The organism is Streptomyces sp. Q6 (genome assembly GCF_036967205.1).
Taxonomy (GTDB): Bacteria; Actinomycetota; Actinomycetes; order Streptomycetales; family Streptomycetaceae; genus Streptomyces; species Streptomyces citrinus.
Window position 1 is genome coordinate 4159118 of sequence record NZ_CP146022.1, and the last position, 14767, is coordinate 4173884.

The 14767-nt window shown below is 72.1% G+C and carries 13 protein-coding genes, 2 tRNA genes and 1 pseudogene; 4 read left to right on the forward strand and 12 right to left on the reverse strand.

What is annotated here, in order from left to right; translation table 11 throughout:
- Nucleotides 1-151: 151 nt before the first annotated feature.
- The gene (locus V2W30_RS19460; protein WP_338698226.1) at nucleotides 152-970 is read left to right on the forward strand and encodes a YceI family protein; all 819 of its coding nucleotides are present in this window, start codon (nucleotides 152-154) and stop codon (nucleotides 968-970) included.
- A gap of 13 nt (nucleotides 971-983) precedes the next feature.
- Entirely contained in the window at nucleotides 984-1445 is a 462-nt protein-coding gene (locus tag V2W30_RS19465) for a PPOX class F420-dependent oxidoreductase (RefSeq protein ID WP_338698228.1), read from the forward strand.
- Between the two features lie 7 nt (nucleotides 1446-1452).
- On the opposite strand, the gene V2W30_RS19470 is transcribed toward V2W30_RS19465, so the two are convergent.
- Together V2W30_RS19470 and V2W30_RS19475 are read right to left on the reverse strand one after the other, a co-directional pair.
- Nucleotides 1453-2223, reverse strand: a complete 771-nt coding sequence (locus tag V2W30_RS19470; protein ID WP_338698230.1) for a TetR/AcrR family transcriptional regulator — start codon at nucleotides 2221-2223, stop codon at nucleotides 1453-1455.
- A 117-nt stretch (nucleotides 2224-2340) separates the two neighbouring features.
- Nucleotides 2341-3867 (reverse strand): MFS transporter, encoded by a 1527-nt coding sequence (locus V2W30_RS19475; protein ID WP_338698232.1) that lies wholly within the window; start codon nucleotides 3865-3867, stop codon nucleotides 2341-2343.
- A 125-nt stretch (nucleotides 3868-3992) separates the two neighbouring features.
- On the opposite strand from V2W30_RS19475, the gene V2W30_RS19480 reads away from it, so the two are divergent.
- Complete coding sequence (locus tag V2W30_RS19480) at nucleotides 3993-4856, forward strand: endonuclease/exonuclease/phosphatase family protein (protein ID WP_338698234.1); 864 nt, start codon at nucleotides 3993-3995, stop codon at nucleotides 4854-4856.
- A gap of 82 nt (nucleotides 4857-4938) precedes the next feature.
- Here the strand turns inward: V2W30_RS19480 and V2W30_RS19485 are convergent, their stop codons facing one another.
- The 10 genes and pseudogenes from V2W30_RS19485 to V2W30_RS19530 form a co-directional block, all read right to left on the reverse strand.
- A complete protein-coding gene (locus tag V2W30_RS19485; protein ID WP_338698235.1) occupies nucleotides 4939-7098 on the reverse strand; it encodes an ArnT family glycosyltransferase in 2160 nt (719 codons plus the stop codon).
- Entirely contained in the window at nucleotides 7095-8486 is a 1392-nt protein-coding gene (locus tag V2W30_RS19490; protein ID WP_338698236.1) for a bifunctional glycosyltransferase family 2/GtrA family protein, read from the reverse strand. Before V2W30_RS19490 ends, V2W30_RS19485 begins: the two co-directional genes overlap by 4 nt.
- A 26-nt stretch (nucleotides 8487-8512) precedes the next feature.
- On the reverse strand, nucleotides 8513-10042 hold the full coding sequence (locus V2W30_RS19495) for a HAMP domain-containing sensor histidine kinase (protein ID WP_338698238.1): 1530 nt from the start codon (nucleotides 10040-10042) through the stop codon (nucleotides 8513-8515).
- Nucleotides 10039-10788, reverse strand: coding sequence for a response regulator transcription factor (locus V2W30_RS19500; protein ID WP_305128485.1), 750 nt, complete (start codon nucleotides 10786-10788; stop codon nucleotides 10039-10041). The genes V2W30_RS19495 and V2W30_RS19500 overlap by 4 nt, the downstream gene beginning before the upstream one ends.
- Nucleotides 10789-10899: 111 nt before the next feature.
- Complete coding sequence (locus tag V2W30_RS19505; RefSeq protein WP_338698241.1) at nucleotides 10900-11775, reverse strand: amidohydrolase family protein; 876 nt, start codon at nucleotides 11773-11775, stop codon at nucleotides 10900-10902.
- Nucleotides 11768-12130: an antibiotic biosynthesis monooxygenase gene (locus V2W30_RS19510; protein WP_338698243.1), complete on the reverse strand. Its 363-nt coding sequence runs from the start codon at nucleotides 12128-12130 to the stop codon at nucleotides 11768-11770. The genes V2W30_RS19505 and V2W30_RS19510 overlap by 8 nt, the downstream gene beginning before the upstream one ends.
- Before the next feature lie 112 nt (nucleotides 12131-12242).
- Nucleotides 12243-13131, reverse strand: a pseudogene (locus V2W30_RS19515) (DUF2797 domain-containing protein).
- A 67-nt stretch (nucleotides 13132-13198) separates the two neighbouring features.
- A complete protein-coding gene (locus V2W30_RS19520) occupies nucleotides 13199-13636 on the reverse strand; it encodes a DUF5959 family protein (protein WP_338698245.1) in 438 nt (145 codons plus the stop codon).
- Nucleotides 13637-13732: 96 nt separating this feature from the next.
- Nucleotides 13733-13805: transfer RNA gene (locus tag V2W30_RS19525), tRNA-Arg, on the reverse strand.
- 200 nt (nucleotides 13806-14005) lie between these two features.
- A tRNA-Ser gene (locus tag V2W30_RS19530) sits at nucleotides 14006-14099 on the reverse strand.
- Between the two features lie 160 nt (nucleotides 14100-14259).
- Here V2W30_RS19530 and V2W30_RS19535 point away from each other — a divergent pair.
- On the forward strand, nucleotides 14260-14721 hold the full coding sequence (locus tag V2W30_RS19535; protein WP_338698247.1) for an SSI family serine proteinase inhibitor: 462 nt from the start codon (nucleotides 14260-14262) through the stop codon (nucleotides 14719-14721).
- Nucleotides 14722-14767 lie beyond the last annotated feature (46 nt).

Sequence of the window (14767 nt, forward strand, 5' to 3'; positions counted from 1 at the left end):
ACCGGTCCGGTTGTGGGAAAGGGGCCCCGGACCCGGTGGCGTCGTTAACGGCAGGGGACGGCCGGAGACGTCACGGGCCGGGGCCCGTTCACGTAGCGGGAGCACTCGATTCCCTTACGTGTGTGAGAACTTGAGCTAGGAGATGTGAGCGATGGGACTGAGTGCGCGGATCCGTACGCGGGACGGGTGGGCTCTGCCGCACGCCGTCGTCACGGTGACCGACATGACGGGCGCGCAGGTGCTGCGCGCCGAGGCCGACGACGAGGGGGCCGTGCACGACGCGTCCGCCCTGACGCCCGGCCCCTACACCGTGATCGTGACCGCCGTGGGGTACGCGCCCGCCGCGTCCACCGCGCTGGTGACGGCGACGGGCCGCGCCGAGGTCGGCACCGTGGTGCTCGCCCGGCAGGGCGGCGCCGAGCTGCCGCCGCCGGGACCGTGGACGGTCGACCCCGCGCACTCCGCGGTCGCGGCGACCGCGCAGCACCTGGGGATCACCTCGGTGCACGGGCGGTTCACGGACTTCCGGGCGCGGGTGGACATCGCCCAGGACGTGGAGAAGTCGCGGGTCGAGGCGGTCATCCGGGCGGCGTCGATCGACACCGGCAACGGCATGCGGGACGGCCACCTGAAGTCGCCCGACTTCCTGGACGTGGAGACCTACCCGGAGCTCACCTACCGCTCGACCGGCCTCAGCCCGGCGGGCCCCGACCGCTGGACGGTGCACGGCGAGCTGACCATGCGCGGCGTCGCCCGCCCGGTCGACCTGGACCTGAGCTACCTGGGCACCGGCGCCGACCCGTGGGGCGGCACGCGCGCGGCGTTCAAGGCGACGGCCGAGCTGAAGCGCGAGGACTTCGCCATGAACTACAACCAGGTCGTCCAGGCCGGCATCGCGGCGATCGGCGCGACGCTCAAGGTGGAGCTCGACATCCAGGCGGTGCAGGGCGATTCGCTGCCCGCCGCATGATTAGGCTGGGCGCATGGCTCCGAACATCGCGACCAACACCCGCGTCTTGCTGGACGAGTTGCTCGACTTCGTACGCCCACGCCACCGCGCCCTGTTGATCACCGCCCGTGCCGACGGCACCCCGCAGGCCTCACCGCTGACCTGCGGGGTCGACGACGCCGGGCGGATCGTCATCTCCACGTACCCGGAGCGCGCCAAGACCCGCAACGCCAAGCGGAACCCCCGCGTCAGCGTGCTCGTCCTCAGCGACGAGTGGAACGGGCCGTGGGTGCAGGTCGACGGGACGGCGGAGGTCATCGACTCCCCCGACTCGGTCGAGCCGCTGGTCGAGTACTTCCGCACCATCTCCGGCGAGCACCCGGACTGGGACGAGTACCGGGAGGCGATGATCAAGCAGGGGAAGTCGATCATCCGCGTCACGCCCGAGAAGTGGGGCCCGGTCGCCACCGGCGGCTTCCCGGCGCGCCTCGCGTAGCCGGCCCTCAGCGACCGGCCTGCTTCGCCTCCTGCGCCACCAGGGCCTCGATGCCCGCGATCTGGAGATCGAGCGCGGCCTGGAAGTCCAGGTCGCGCATCTGCTCGACCGATTCGCCGCCCTCGATCGCCGACATCATCTCCTCGGTGTGCTGGAAGGTGTCGGCCAGCTCCGGCGGAGCCCGGAAGGCGGACATCGCCTCACGGAAGTACTCGTCCTGCGTCATCCCCGCCTCCGCGCACCGCTGCACGAAGTGGCCCTCGATGGTGCTGTACCCGTAGACGAACTGGAAGACGGACGCGATCGCGCCGCGCTGGCGCGGCAGCGAGAGCCCGGTACCGGCGATGACCTTCTGCACGGCGTGGGAGAAGAGCAGCGAGTTCGGGCCCACGTTGAGGAAGTTGCCGGTCAGCGTCGAGGTCCACGGGTGGCGGACGATGAGCGCCCGGTACTCGGCGGCCAGCTCCCTGAGCTGCTCGCGCCAGTCCGGGGCGTCCCCTTCCTCCGTCGCGTCCGTCGCGGGCAGCCGGGGCTCGCCGAAGACCCGGTCGAGGGCGAGTTCGAGCAGGTCGTCCTTGGTGGCGACGTACCAGTACACGGACATCGCGGTGACGCCGAGTTCGCTCGCGAGGCGGCGCATGGAGAACTTCGCGAGGCCCTCGGCGTCGAGGAGTTTCACGGTGGCGTCGGTGATCCGCTCCCGGTCCAGGCCGCTCGGCTGCTCGCTGCGACGACTGCGGGACGGCTTCGACCCGGAGTCCTCGAGCCAGATGCTCATCCGCGCTGCCTTCACCATGGCGCACCTTCCCAGGAGTTCCTCGTTCACGGGCGGGGACAGCGGCGGCGGCGCACCCCTCGCGGAATCCGCCCGTCCGCCCGCTGGCCCGCACCGATGCTATGCGGAAGCCACCACCGCTGAGTCTGCCCTCTCGGCCCGCCGGAGCAACGCCGCGGCGAGCAGTCCGCCGACGAGGACGGCGACGGCGCCGACGAGTTGGCTGGTCTCCAGACCCGAGGAGAAGGCATCCGCGATACGGGCCTTCTCCGCACCGGAATCCGCTGCCGCGAGCGCCGCCGGCAGCGAGGCCGCGGAGACGGATACGAGCGCCGCGAAGCGGGCGTTCAGGACGGCTCCGAGGACGGCGACGCCGAGCCCGTTGCCGAACTCCGCGAGGGTGCCGTTGACCCCGGCGCCCACGCCCGCCTTCTCCGGCGGGATCGCGCTCATGATGGCGTTGGCCATGGCGGGCATGGCCAGGGCGATGCCCGCGCCCATCACGATCAGACCGGCGAGCATGCCGCCGTAGCTGTCCCCGCCGAGCAGCGCGATCGCCGCGAGGCCCGCCGCCAGACAGGTCATGCCGGCCGCGATGGTCAGCGGGGTGCCGAGCCGGGGCAGCAGCCGGGCGCCGACCCCGGTGAGGTTGAGCGCGACGACGGTCAGCGCGAGCGGCGCGGTGCGCAGACCGGCCTCCAACGGCCCGTATCCCAGGACGAATTGCAGGTGCTGGGTGAGCAGGAACAGCGATCCGCCCATGCCGAACGCGACGAGGATCGCCCCGGCGACCGCGCCCGTGAACTTCTGGTCGCGGAAGAAGTGCATGTCCAGCATCGGGTACGGGATGCGCAGCTCCCACGCCACGAACGCGGCGAGGAAGACGGCGCCGATCGCGGCCGGGGCGAGCGTGGACCCGGCCGTCCAGCCGTCGCCGGGCCCGGTGATGATCGCGTAGACGACACCGGTCATGCCGACCGTGGAGAGCAGTGCGCCGAGCAGGTCGGGCCGGTCGCCCCGCGGGTTCTTGGACTCGGGGACCAGCGCGAGCACGGCGACGAGACCGATGACCGCGACCGGGATGTTGATCAGGAAGATCGCGCCCCACCAGAAGTGGTCGAGCATCACGCCGCCGAGCAGCGGGCCGACGGCGAACCCGAGCGAGTTCACGGTGGCCCACAGGCCGATGGCCTTGACCCGCTCCGCGTCGTCGAAGATCTGCACGACGACGGCGAGGGTGGTGGTCATCAGGAGCGCGCCGCCGACGCCCATGCCGGCCCGCGCGGCGATCAACTGGCCGGTGGAGTCGGCGAGTCCGGCCACCAGCGAGCCGACGCCGAAGAGCACGAGCCCGGCCGCGAGCATCTTCTTGCGGCCGTAGCGGTCGGCGGTGGAGCCCGCGGTGAGCAGCAGCCCGGACTGCACGAGCGAGTAGGCGCTGATCACCCATTGGATGTCGGACGTCGACGCGTGCAGCTCCGTGGTGAGGGAGGGGATCGCGACGTTCAGGACGGTGTTGTCGAGCAGCACGGTCAGCTGGGCGAGGCAGATGACGCCGAGGATGAGCCAGCGCTGCGGGTGGCCTCCGGCCGGGGCGGGCCCGTCCGGGTGGGGGTTGTTCGCGTGCTCGGCGGTCGTCGCCGTCATCTGGTCTCGCCTTCTTCACGTGGATGCCTGGACAGGGAGGTCGCCGACGCCGCCAGCGACTCCCATACACCGTAAGGGAAGACTCGTACGCTGTACAAGAAGGTTTTCCGCATACGGTTCCCGACATGCCGATACGAGTCCGCGCACTTCCCCAACTGGCCCTGTCCGCCGCACTGTTGAGCCTGGTAGCGGCCGCGCCGCCCGCCGCGGCCGGGACGCCCGGAGCCGTCCCCCTCCGGATCGCCACGTACAACATCCACGCCGGGTCCGGCATGGACAACGTCTTCGATCTCGACCGTCAGGCCGCCGCGCTGCGGGCCCTCGACGCGGACGTGATCGGCCTCCAGGAGGTCGACGTCCACTGGGGCGAGCGCAGCCGGAACCTCGACGTGGCCCAGGAACTGGCGGACCGGCTCGGCATGCGGGTGTCGTTCGCGCCGATCTACAGCCTCGACCCGGTGACGACCGGGGGACCGCGGCGCGAGTACGGGGTGGCGGTCCTGTCCCGGTATCCGATCCGGTCGGCCGCCAACCACGACATCACCCGGCTGTCCACGCAGGACCCGAACCCGGTGCCGGCCCCGGCCCCCGGGTTCGGGGAGGTGACGCTGAAGGTGCGGGGAGTCCCCGTGCAGGTGTTCGTGACGCACCTCGACTACCGGGCCGACCCGTCGGTGCGGGTGGCGCAGGTCGCGGACACGCGCCGCGTCATGGCGGCCGAGCGGGCGGCCGAGCCGGGGGCGCGGCAGGTGCTCCTCGGCGACTTCAACGCCGAGCGCACGGCACCGGAACTGGCGCCGTTGTGGCGGGAGTTGACGGACGCGGGTCCGGTGAACGGGGAGGGCACGTACCCGGCGAACGTACCCGTGAAGCGGATCGACTTCGTCGCGGCGGGGGAGGGGATCCGGGTGCGGTCCGCCCAGGTGCCGGGCGAGGCGGCGGCGTCGGACCACCGGCCGGTGGTCGCGGAGCTGTCCGTGCGCCGCTAGGGAGCCAGGGAGCGGCCTTCGCCCCTCCCCGAGCGCGGAGCGCGCGTTCCGGGGAGGGGCGAAGGGCCGCGTGGCGGAAGGGTCAGGTCGTCGGCCGGGTCAGGTCGTAGAAGGTCGCGCTGCCCACCGTCACCTTCGTGAAGTGGTCCGCGACCCACGACGCGATCTCGGAGGACGAGCCGGAGCTCGATCCGCCCGTGCCGCCGGACCCGGACCCGCTGCCGATGAAGTAGTGGATCCTTCCGTCCTCGACGTACTGCTTGAACTGGGCCGATGTCGGGGACGGGTCCGTGCCGTTGAAGCCGCCGACCGCCATCACCGGGTCACCGGTGGCGAGTTGGTAGCTCGCCTGGTTCTGCGAGCCGACCGTGGCCGCGACCCAGGTGTAGTCGTCGGCGTCGGCCTGGAGCAGCTTCTTCGCCTCGGCGCTGACGGTCGCGCCGTTGAGGAGGCCGCCCATACCGCCGCCACCGCCGCCACCGGCACCGCCTTCGCCCCTGCCGCCGGGCATGGTGCCCTGCTTCTGGGTGCCGCCGGTGCCCTGGTTCCGGCCGGGCATCCCACCGCCCGGGAAGCCGCCGCCCTGCTGGCTGCCGTTACCGGTACCGGTCGGGGGCTGCCCCATCTGCCCGCCTTGACCACCCTGGCCGCCTCCGCCCCGACCGCCGCCCGGCCCGCCGCCCATCCCCAGGGCGCTCGCCCCGGAGGGCCCCGCCGTGACGATCGACCCGGTGTGCCCGGTGTTCAGCGTGCTGATCGTGTACGCGGTGGGCGCCGCGAGGGCCGTCACCAGGCCCAGACCGGCGGCGCCGAGCGCGAACTGACGGTTCAGGCGCCCCGCGAAGGCGAGCCCGAGGCCCGCCACGAGCCCGCCGATGAGCACGGCCCACCGCAGCCACGGCAGGTAGTCCGCCGTCCGGCCGAGCAGCGCGTACGCCCACACGGCCGTGACCGCGACGGTCGCGCCGAGCGTCGCCGACGCCGTGATCCGCGACCGCTCCTCCCACAGGACCGAGGCGCCCATGCCGACCAGCGCCGCGATGGAGGGGGCCAGGGCCACCGTGTAGTACTGGTGGAAGATGCCGGCCATGAAGCTGAAGACGAGCCCCGTCATCAGCAGCGAGCCGCCCCAGGCGAGGAACGCGGCGCGCGCCGTGTCCGTACGGTTCGCCTTCCGGGTCAGGACGACACCGGCGACGAAGAGGATCAGCGCGGCCGGGATCAGCCACGCGATCTGGCCGCCGATCTCGGAGTTGAACATCCGGCCGATGCCGGTCTCGCCCCACTGCCCGGTGCCGCCCGTGCCGCCACCGCCGCCGACGCTGCCGGTCTCGTCGCCGTTGATCCGGCCGAGCCCGTTGTAGCCGAAGGTGAGTTCGAGGAACGAGTTGTTCTGGGAGCCGCCGATGTACGGCCGCGACGACGCGGGCCACAGCTCGACGATCGCGACCCACCAGCCGCCCGCGACGATCATCGCGAGCCCGGAGAGGGCCAGCTGCCCGAACCGCCTGCGGACCCCCACCGGCGCGAGGACGGCGTACAGGACGGCCAGCGGCGGCAGGATCAGGAAGGCCTGGAGCGTCTTGGCGAGGAAGGCGAGGCCGACCGCGACACCCGCCCAGAGCAGCCACTTCGTCCGGCCGTGCTCGATGGCGCGCAGCACGCAGGAGACCGTGACGGTCATCAGCAGCGCGAGCAGCGCGTCCGGGTTGTTGAAGCGGAACATCAGCGCGGCGACCGGGACCGTCGCGAACACGAGCATCGTGATCAGGCCCGCGGCGGCACCGAACCGGCGCCGCACGGCCCCGTACAGGACACCGGCCGTGGCCAGGGCCATCAGGACCTCGGGGACGAGGATCGCCCACGCGTTCAGGCCGAAGAGGCGTACGGACAGGGCCATCGGCCACAGCGCCGCCGGCGGCTTGTCGACGGTGATGGCGTTCGCCGCGTCGGACGAGCCGAAGAAGAACGCCTTCCAGCTCTCGCTGCCCGCCTGGACGGCCGCCGAGTAGAAGGAGTTGGCGTATCCGGAGGCGGACAGGTTCCACAGATAGGCGAGGCCGATGACGAGGAGCAGGCCGAGGAACGCGGGGCGCACCCAGCGGGCGTCCTCGGGCCGCCCGCGCCACACGCGGTGCGCGAGACGGGGCTTCGCACGGCCGTGGCCGCCGCTCGTGGGAGGCGGCCCGGCGGCCGGGGCCGCCCCGGCGGCGCCCTGCGGAGGATGGAGGTCAGTGGTCATCGCGGGGTCCTGGGGTCGAGGTCACGGTCGTGGTCGCGTACCGCGTGCAGCTGTGCGGTCGCGTCGTCCAAGCCGTGCGGAACCTGAGGTGGCCGCGGTGCGGGTGTGACGGCGGTGGTGGTGCTCCGCTCGGGGAACACCCACGCGCGGAAGAGCAGGAAGCGCAGGACGGTCCCGGCGAGGTTGGCCGCGATCAGCACCGCCAGCTCCGTGGAGTGCGAGGCGTCGCCGGTCGCGGCGTCGAGCGCGGCCAGCGATCCGCTGGTCAGCGCCCAGCCGATGCCGAAGACGACGATGCCCTGCGCCTGATGGCGCACCGCTCCGTCACGGCCGCGCACCCCGAAGGTGAGGCGCCGGTTGACGGCCGTGTTGGCGAGCGCCGAGACGAACAGGGCGAGCCCGTTGGCGCTCTGCGCCCCCGAGAACGTGCGGAAGCCGGAGTAGAGCAGGAGGTACAGCAGCGTCGACAGGACACCGACGACGCAGAACCCGACCAGCTGGCGGGCCAGCCCCCTGGGGACCCCGGCGAGCTGCCGGTCGCGCGGGTCGTCGCCGAACGGGCGGGCCAGCCGGTCGAGCGCGAGCGAACCGGTGGCGAGGGCCTTGCCGACCCGCCAGACGCCCTTCAGGTCCTCGGTCGCCGTCCGCACGATGTGGACCGTCGAGTCCGGGTCGTCGACCCAGTCGACGGGCACTTCGTGGATACGGAGCCCCGCGCGCTCGGCGAGCACCAGCATCTCCGTGTCGAAGAACCACCCGGTGTCCTCCACCAGCGGCAGCAGCGCCTGCGCCACATCGCGCCTGATCGCCTTGAACCCGCACTGGGCGTCGGAGAACCGGGCCTGGAGCGAGCCGCGCAGGATGAGGTTGTAGGCGCGCGAGATGAACTCCCGCTTCGGGCCGCGCACGACCCGCGACGAGCGGGCGAGCCGCGACCCGATGGCGAGGTCCGAGTGACCCGAGATCAGCGGGGCGACGAGCGGCAGGAGCGCGTTCAGATCGGTGGACAGGTCCACGTCCATGTACGCGAGGATCGGCGCGTCGGACGCCGACCAGACGGTACGCAGGGCGCGCCCGCGCCCCTTCTGCTCCAGACGGACGTACGAGACTCCCGGCAGTTCGGTGGTCAGCCTGTGCGCCACCTGGGGGGTGGTGTCGGTGGAGGCGTTGTCCGCGACGGTGATGCGGAAGCGGTAGGGGAAGGTGCGGACCAGGTGCTGGTGCAGTCCGCGCACACACGCGCCGAGGTCCTTCTCCTCGTTGTAGACGGGGATGACAACGTCCAGGACCGGCACATCGCCGCTGCCGGCGGGGAGGTGCTCCCGCGCCGGCAGCGCCCCGAACCTCGCGGTGGTGGGGTCGATGCCCGGAGAAGAGTCGGTTCGCATGCCATCGACATTCGCCAACTGCCCTGTCAGCGCTGTGTGGTGAGGCTTTGCCCGGCCTGTGAGTACGGCTGTGCGTGACCGACCGGCTCGACGTACGCCGGCAGGTGCACGGTGAACACGGTCCTGCCGGGCGTCGAGTCCACGGTCACGGCGCCGCCGTGCGCGGCCGTGACGGCCTGCACGATGGCCAGGCCCAGCCCCGTGGAGCCCGCCTTCCTCGACCGCGACGAGTCGCCGCGCGCGAACCGCTCGAAGACGTGCGGCAGCAGCTCGGCGGGGATGCCGGGCCCGTCGTCCTGGATGTCGAAGCAGACCCAGGGCCCGCGCCCGTGGACGCGGGCGGTGACGGTCGTGCCCGGTGGCGTGTGCGTCCGGGCGTTCGCCAGCAGGTTGACGAGGACCTGGTGCAGCCGCGCGGCGTCGGCGAGCACGGTGACCGGTTCGTCGGGCAGCTCCAGGCGCCAGGCGTGGTCCTGGCCGGCGGCGCGGGCGTCGCTGAGCGCGTCGATGACCAGCGGCGACAGATCGGTCGGCTCGTACGACAGCGGGCGTCCCGCGTCGAGCCGCGCGAGCAGCAGCAGGTCCTCGACCAGGCCCGTCATGCGATGCGCCTCGGACTCGATGCGGCCGAGGGCGTGCCGGGTGTCGGGGCCGGTCTCCTCACGGCCGCGCCGGGTCAGTTCGGCGTACCCGCGGATGGAGGCGAGCGGGGTGCGCAGCTCGTGACTGGCGTCGGCGACGAACTGCCGGACGCGCGTCTCGCTCTGCTGGCGCGACTGGAGCGCGCCGTGCACATGGTCGAGCATCCGGTTGAGCGCGGCCCCGACCTGCCCGACCTCGTTCCTGGGGTCGGCCTCGGTGTCGGGGACGCGTTCGTAGAGGGTGACTTCGCCGCTGTGCAGCGGCAGTTCGGAGACGCGGGTCGCGGTCGCGGCGACCCGGCGCAGGGGGCGCAGGGTGACGCCGACCATGACGACGCCGGTGACTCCGGCGGCGAGCAGGCCGGCGGCCGTGACGGCCAGCTCTATGACGATCAGGGTGTTCAGCGTGGACTCGACGTCCGCGGCGGGAAGCCCCACGAGCACGGTGCCGTCGCTCGACGACTGGACGCGGTAGTCACCGAGCCCGGACAGGCTGACGCTGTGCGCCTTGCCGTCGCGGGCGACGGAGGCGAGGTCGTCCTTCTGGGCCTCGGTCAGATCGACCGTGTTGGTGGCGTTGTCGGGGTCCCAGACACCGCGGGACGCCTGGGTGATCGTGCCGTCGGTACCGAAGGTCGCGCCCACCGGCCGGTCCCGGCCGGGACCGCCGAGGAACTGGAGGTTCGCCGGGCGCCGCTGCTGCTCGGGGCCCTGGTCGCCAGGACCGCCGCCCTCGGCGAGCCGCACCGTCTGCCGGACCTTGTCGTCCAACTGCCCGTACAGGTAGGAGTGCAGCGCCAGCGTCGTCACCGTGCCGATGACGACGCTGACCAGCGCGATGAGGCCCACGACGGTGATGACGAGCCGGCTCCGCAGCGACCTGGGCCGGTGTCCCCGCCGCGCCCGCCGGGTCACGACACCGTGGTGGCGGCCGGCTTGATCAGATATCCCGCCCCGCGCCGCGTGTGGATCATCGGCTCACGCCCGGCGTCGATCTTCCGCCGCAGGTAGGAGATGTACAGCTCGACGACATTGGCCTGCCCGCCGAAGTCGTACGACCACACGCGATCGAGGATCTGCGCCTTGCTGAGCACGCGCCGCGGATTGCGCATGAGGAACCGCAGCAGCTCGAACTCCGTGGCGGTCAGATGGATGTTGGCCCCGCCCCGGGAGACCTCGTGGCTGTCCTCGTCGAGCATGAGGTCGCCGACGACGAGCACGGATTCGCTACGGCGGTCGGCGGCCCCCGTGCGCCGGATCAGCCCGCGCAGCCGCGCGACGACCTCTTCCAGGCTGAACGGCTTGGTGACGTAGTCGTCGCCGCCCGCGGTCAGGCCGGCGATACGGTCCTCGACGGCGTCCTTGGCGGTCAGGAAGAGCACGGGGACGTCCGGCAGTTCGCGGCGCAGACGCCCGAGCACGCTCAGCCCGTCCATGTCCGGCAGCATCATGTCCAGGACGACGGCGTCGGGACGGAACTCACGCGCGGTCTGCACGGCTCCGGCACCGTCACCGGCGGCGCGGATCTGCCAGCCCTCGTAGCGCAGGGCCATGGACAACAGCTCGGTGATGGACTGCTCGTCGTCCACGACAAGCACCCGGACGGGGCTCCCGTCCGGCCTCAGCAGTTCGGTACGCCCCTGGGGCGAGGTCGCGGTCATGGTGCAACCTTGCGACCCGCCTCTGAGAGCACCCTTTCCCGTACCTGTGAAAAACCTGAGAAATCCACAGGCGCCTCTCAGGAAGCCCGCCGCCTTCCCCGCGACCGCGGGTCAGGGCAGCCGGAACAGGTCCCGCCCGTTCTCGTGACAGACGGCCCGCACCCAGGCGTCCCCCAGCCCGAGCCGCTCGATCGCCTCCAGCTGGTGGACGTACGGGTACGGAATGTTCGGGAAGTCGCTCCCGAGCAGCACCCGGTCCCCCAGGTCGGCGAGGCGCCGCAACTCGCCCTTCGGGAAGGGCGACTGCGCCTCGCTGAAGTCGGTGAACGCCATCGTCGTGTCGAGCCGCACCTCGGGGTACCGCTCGGCGAGGTCCAGGAAGTCCGCGTACTCGGGCATCCCCATGTGCGCGACGACCAGCGGCAGCCGCGGATGCCGCGCGAGCACCCGCCCCATCGGCCCGGGACCCGTGTGCTTGCCGGGCGCGGGCCCCGATCCGCAGTGCGTCACGACGGGGACGCCCGCCTCGGCCAGCAGGCCCCACACGGGGTCGAGCAGCGGGTCGTTCGGGTCGTAGGCGCCGACCTGCACATGTGCCTTGAACACCCGCGCCCCGTCCTCCAGGGCCCGCCGCACGTACGCCGGCGCGCCCGCCTCGGGGAAGAAGGTCGCGGTGTGCAGACAGCCGGGCGTACGGGCGGCGAACTCCGCGGCCCATCCGTTCAGCCACTCGGCCATCCCGGCCTTGTGCGGGTAGAGCATCGAGGTGAAGGCGGTGACGCCGAACTCCCTCAGCAGCTCGACCCGCCGGTCCTCCTCCTCCCGGTACGTGATCGGCCAGGCGACGCCCGTCATCGGCCCGACGGCGTCGAAGTACGCCCACACCTTGCGCAGCACCCGCTCGGGCATGAAGTGCGTGTGCACGTCGACGAGGCCGGGCAGCCCGTACCGGGCGAGGAACTCACCGACCCGCTCGGCCTCACCCACGCGCGAACCCGTGGCTGCGCTCCACCTTGGCGACGTGCACGGTGTACCGGTCGTACCACTCGGCACGCCCCTGCTTCTGCGCGGCACGGTGCTCGCCGACGGACCGCCACTCCTCGATCGCGTCGATGTCCCGGAAGTACGACACGGTGATCCCGAGCCCGCCGGGCGTCCGCGCGGACTCGTGCCCGAGATACCCCGGCATCTCCTTCACCAGCTCGTCCATCCGGTCGGACGTCTCCCCGTACCCGCGATCCCCCTCGGTCCGTACGGAACTGAACACGACGACGTAGTACGGCAGTTCAAAGGCGGGCAGGGGCTCGACGGCCCCGACAGGCGCAACGCTCCGATCGCTCATGTCCCTTACGGTCACCCGCCCCCACCACCCCTGTCCACCCTCCCGCCCCACTCCTTGCCCAACGGGATCCCTCCCTTGACCTTCCGGTCAGCCAGAGCCCGTGCCGCCCTGCTCAGAACAGCCCGCCCTGCACCCCGGGGACCTCCCGCACCGCGACGCCGACCACGCGCGCGTCCTCCCCGGTGCGCTCCAGCGGCCAGCCGGCCAGCACGCGCGTGTCGACCACGAGCCGCCGCCCGGCCGCCTCGACGAGATGCAGATCGGGCCCGGCCGCCGCCACGACGGTCCCCGCCACCACGGCCCCCTCGGCGAGCCCCCGACCACCGCGTCCACCCGGTCGACGGCGGCCAGCCCGAACGCCTCCGCGTGCCCGACGACCTCGCACGGCATCCGCTCCAACGACTCGGGCCACCCGTCTCCGAGCACCCGCCCCTCCTGGCTCGAGGAGCCGCTCTCCCGCCCCGACACCACCGCGTGGGCCCGCACCAGCTCCGCGACCCCGTCCCCGACCCCGGCGCGCACGATCCGCTTCCTCTCGTACGGGATCCGGTCGGGCACCCCGAGCGCCACCCGCAACAGCTCCTCGGCCCGCCGGGCCGCCATCAAGGGCCCCCGCCCCAGCCAGGTGAAGGCGACGGCCCCCTGCTCCAGAAGGCGGGCGCTCCCCCTGCCCACCCCCGTGATCCCCACCTTCACGAGTCCGTCCCCGAACCACGCCAGGTACACGTGGTACGGCCGCGGATCGTCGGCGACGGTGTCCGCGGCCACCGAACGCGCCCGGTCGATCCCGGCGCACTCCGCGCACTGCGCCCGCGTCCCCCGCACCGGCACGGGATCCCGCCCCGGGCACACGGTCCGCCGCCCGCCGCGCCACACCCCGAGACACCGCCGCGCCCCCGCGACCCGGAAGGCCACCGGCTCCCCGAACCGGACCTCACTCCACCGCTCGATCCCCCGCCCCCGACCCACCCGAACGCCGGCCTCCCCCCACGCCACCGCATCCCGGTGCTCCACCACGTCATACGAGCCAGGATGACGCACCCCACTGACAACGCGAGGGGCCCGCGGCTACACCCCGAGCGCTCGCCGGACGGCCGCGAGCCGGGCCCGGGAATCGGCGATCCAGTCGGGCTTGAGGTCGAGGGGGACGCGGACACAGATCTGCGTGCCGGGCGCGTCGTGAACCTCGACCACGTACGGGTCATCGGCCACGAACGTGAGGTACGCGGCGCGTCCCTCACTCGGCCAGCTCTCGGCGAGCACGTCGTCGTCCTGCTGGATGTCCGCGTCGTCGTCCTCGACGGCGTCCAGGAGGTCGCCCCACTCGCCGATGTCGTCGGCATCGAAGTCGGTTCGCACCACGGCGTTCACGAAGTCGCTGCGGATGACGATCTCGGCGTCGTAGTGGTCGGGCCGGTGGGGCTGCGTCGACAGCACCCGCACGACGACACTCTGTGTTCCGTCGTCCAGGCGGACCAACTCGAGCGGCTCGGTGTCCTCGGTCATGGTTTCCCCCTCCGGTTGACCCGGTTGTCGTCCTGCTCTGCGGTACAACCCAACGCAAGAGGCCCCGGACTCTTCGTCCGGGGCCTCTCGACTGTGTGCACTCGGCAGGATTCGAACCTGCAACCTTCTGATCCGTAGTCAGATGCTCTATCCGTTAAGCTACGAGTGCTTGTTTTGTTGTTTTTTCTTGTCTCCGCTCCCGGCCTTTCGGCCTATCCCGGCGACAGGAAGAACATTACATGACTGCCGCCGCCATGTGAAATCCGTTTGCCGCACCCGTTGTGACCTGCGGAAACGAGCCTCTGGAGCCGCGGGGGCCCCGGGAAGCACCGAAGCCCCGGTCCTGGTGGACCGGGGCTTCGGATCGTGTGGCGGAGGCGGAGGGATTTGAACCCTCGATGGGATTTAAGTCCCAAACCGCATTAGCAGTGCGGCGCCATAGACCGGACTAGGCGACGCCTCCAGCACAGTCCCGCCCGCGCGAGCGAGTGGGTTGCGTGCAGATGATGACACAGCTGAACGCCGTGTCACCAATCGCCCCCCACGGTACTAGGAGGGCAGGCCGGAGGGCAAAGGCGTAACGCCGGGCGCAACGTCGTGCCGGGCCGGGCGTTAGGCACGGCATGTCGCTGACCCGTCTGCTGTTCACCGCCGCCGCTTCCGTCGCCGTCCTCGGGGCCGTGCCCGTCGCGGGACACGCGGACACCGGCCCGTACCGGATGCCGCCGCCCCCGTTCGGCTCCCCGGAGGGGCCGGGCACCGACCGCCTCACCATCTCCGTCGCCGACTCGGGGACCGGGAACGACGGGACGCGCGAGCTGGACTGCGGGCCCGCCGGCGGAAGCCACCCGGAGCCGGCCGCCGCCTGTGACCGGCTCGACGAGCTCACGGCGGGCGGCCAGGACCCGTTCGCCCCCGTGCCCGCCGGCACGTACTGCACGATGCAGTACGGAGGGTCCGCCACCGCGCACGTCACCGGCACCTGGCACGGGCGGCCCGTCGACGCCTCGTACAAGCTGACCGACGGCTGCGAGATCTCCCGGTGGCGGCAGCTGGTGCCCGTGCTGCCTGCGACGGCTCCGTGACGGTGGGTCCATCGGTCACACCGCCGCGACCGTGCCCGCGCCGGAT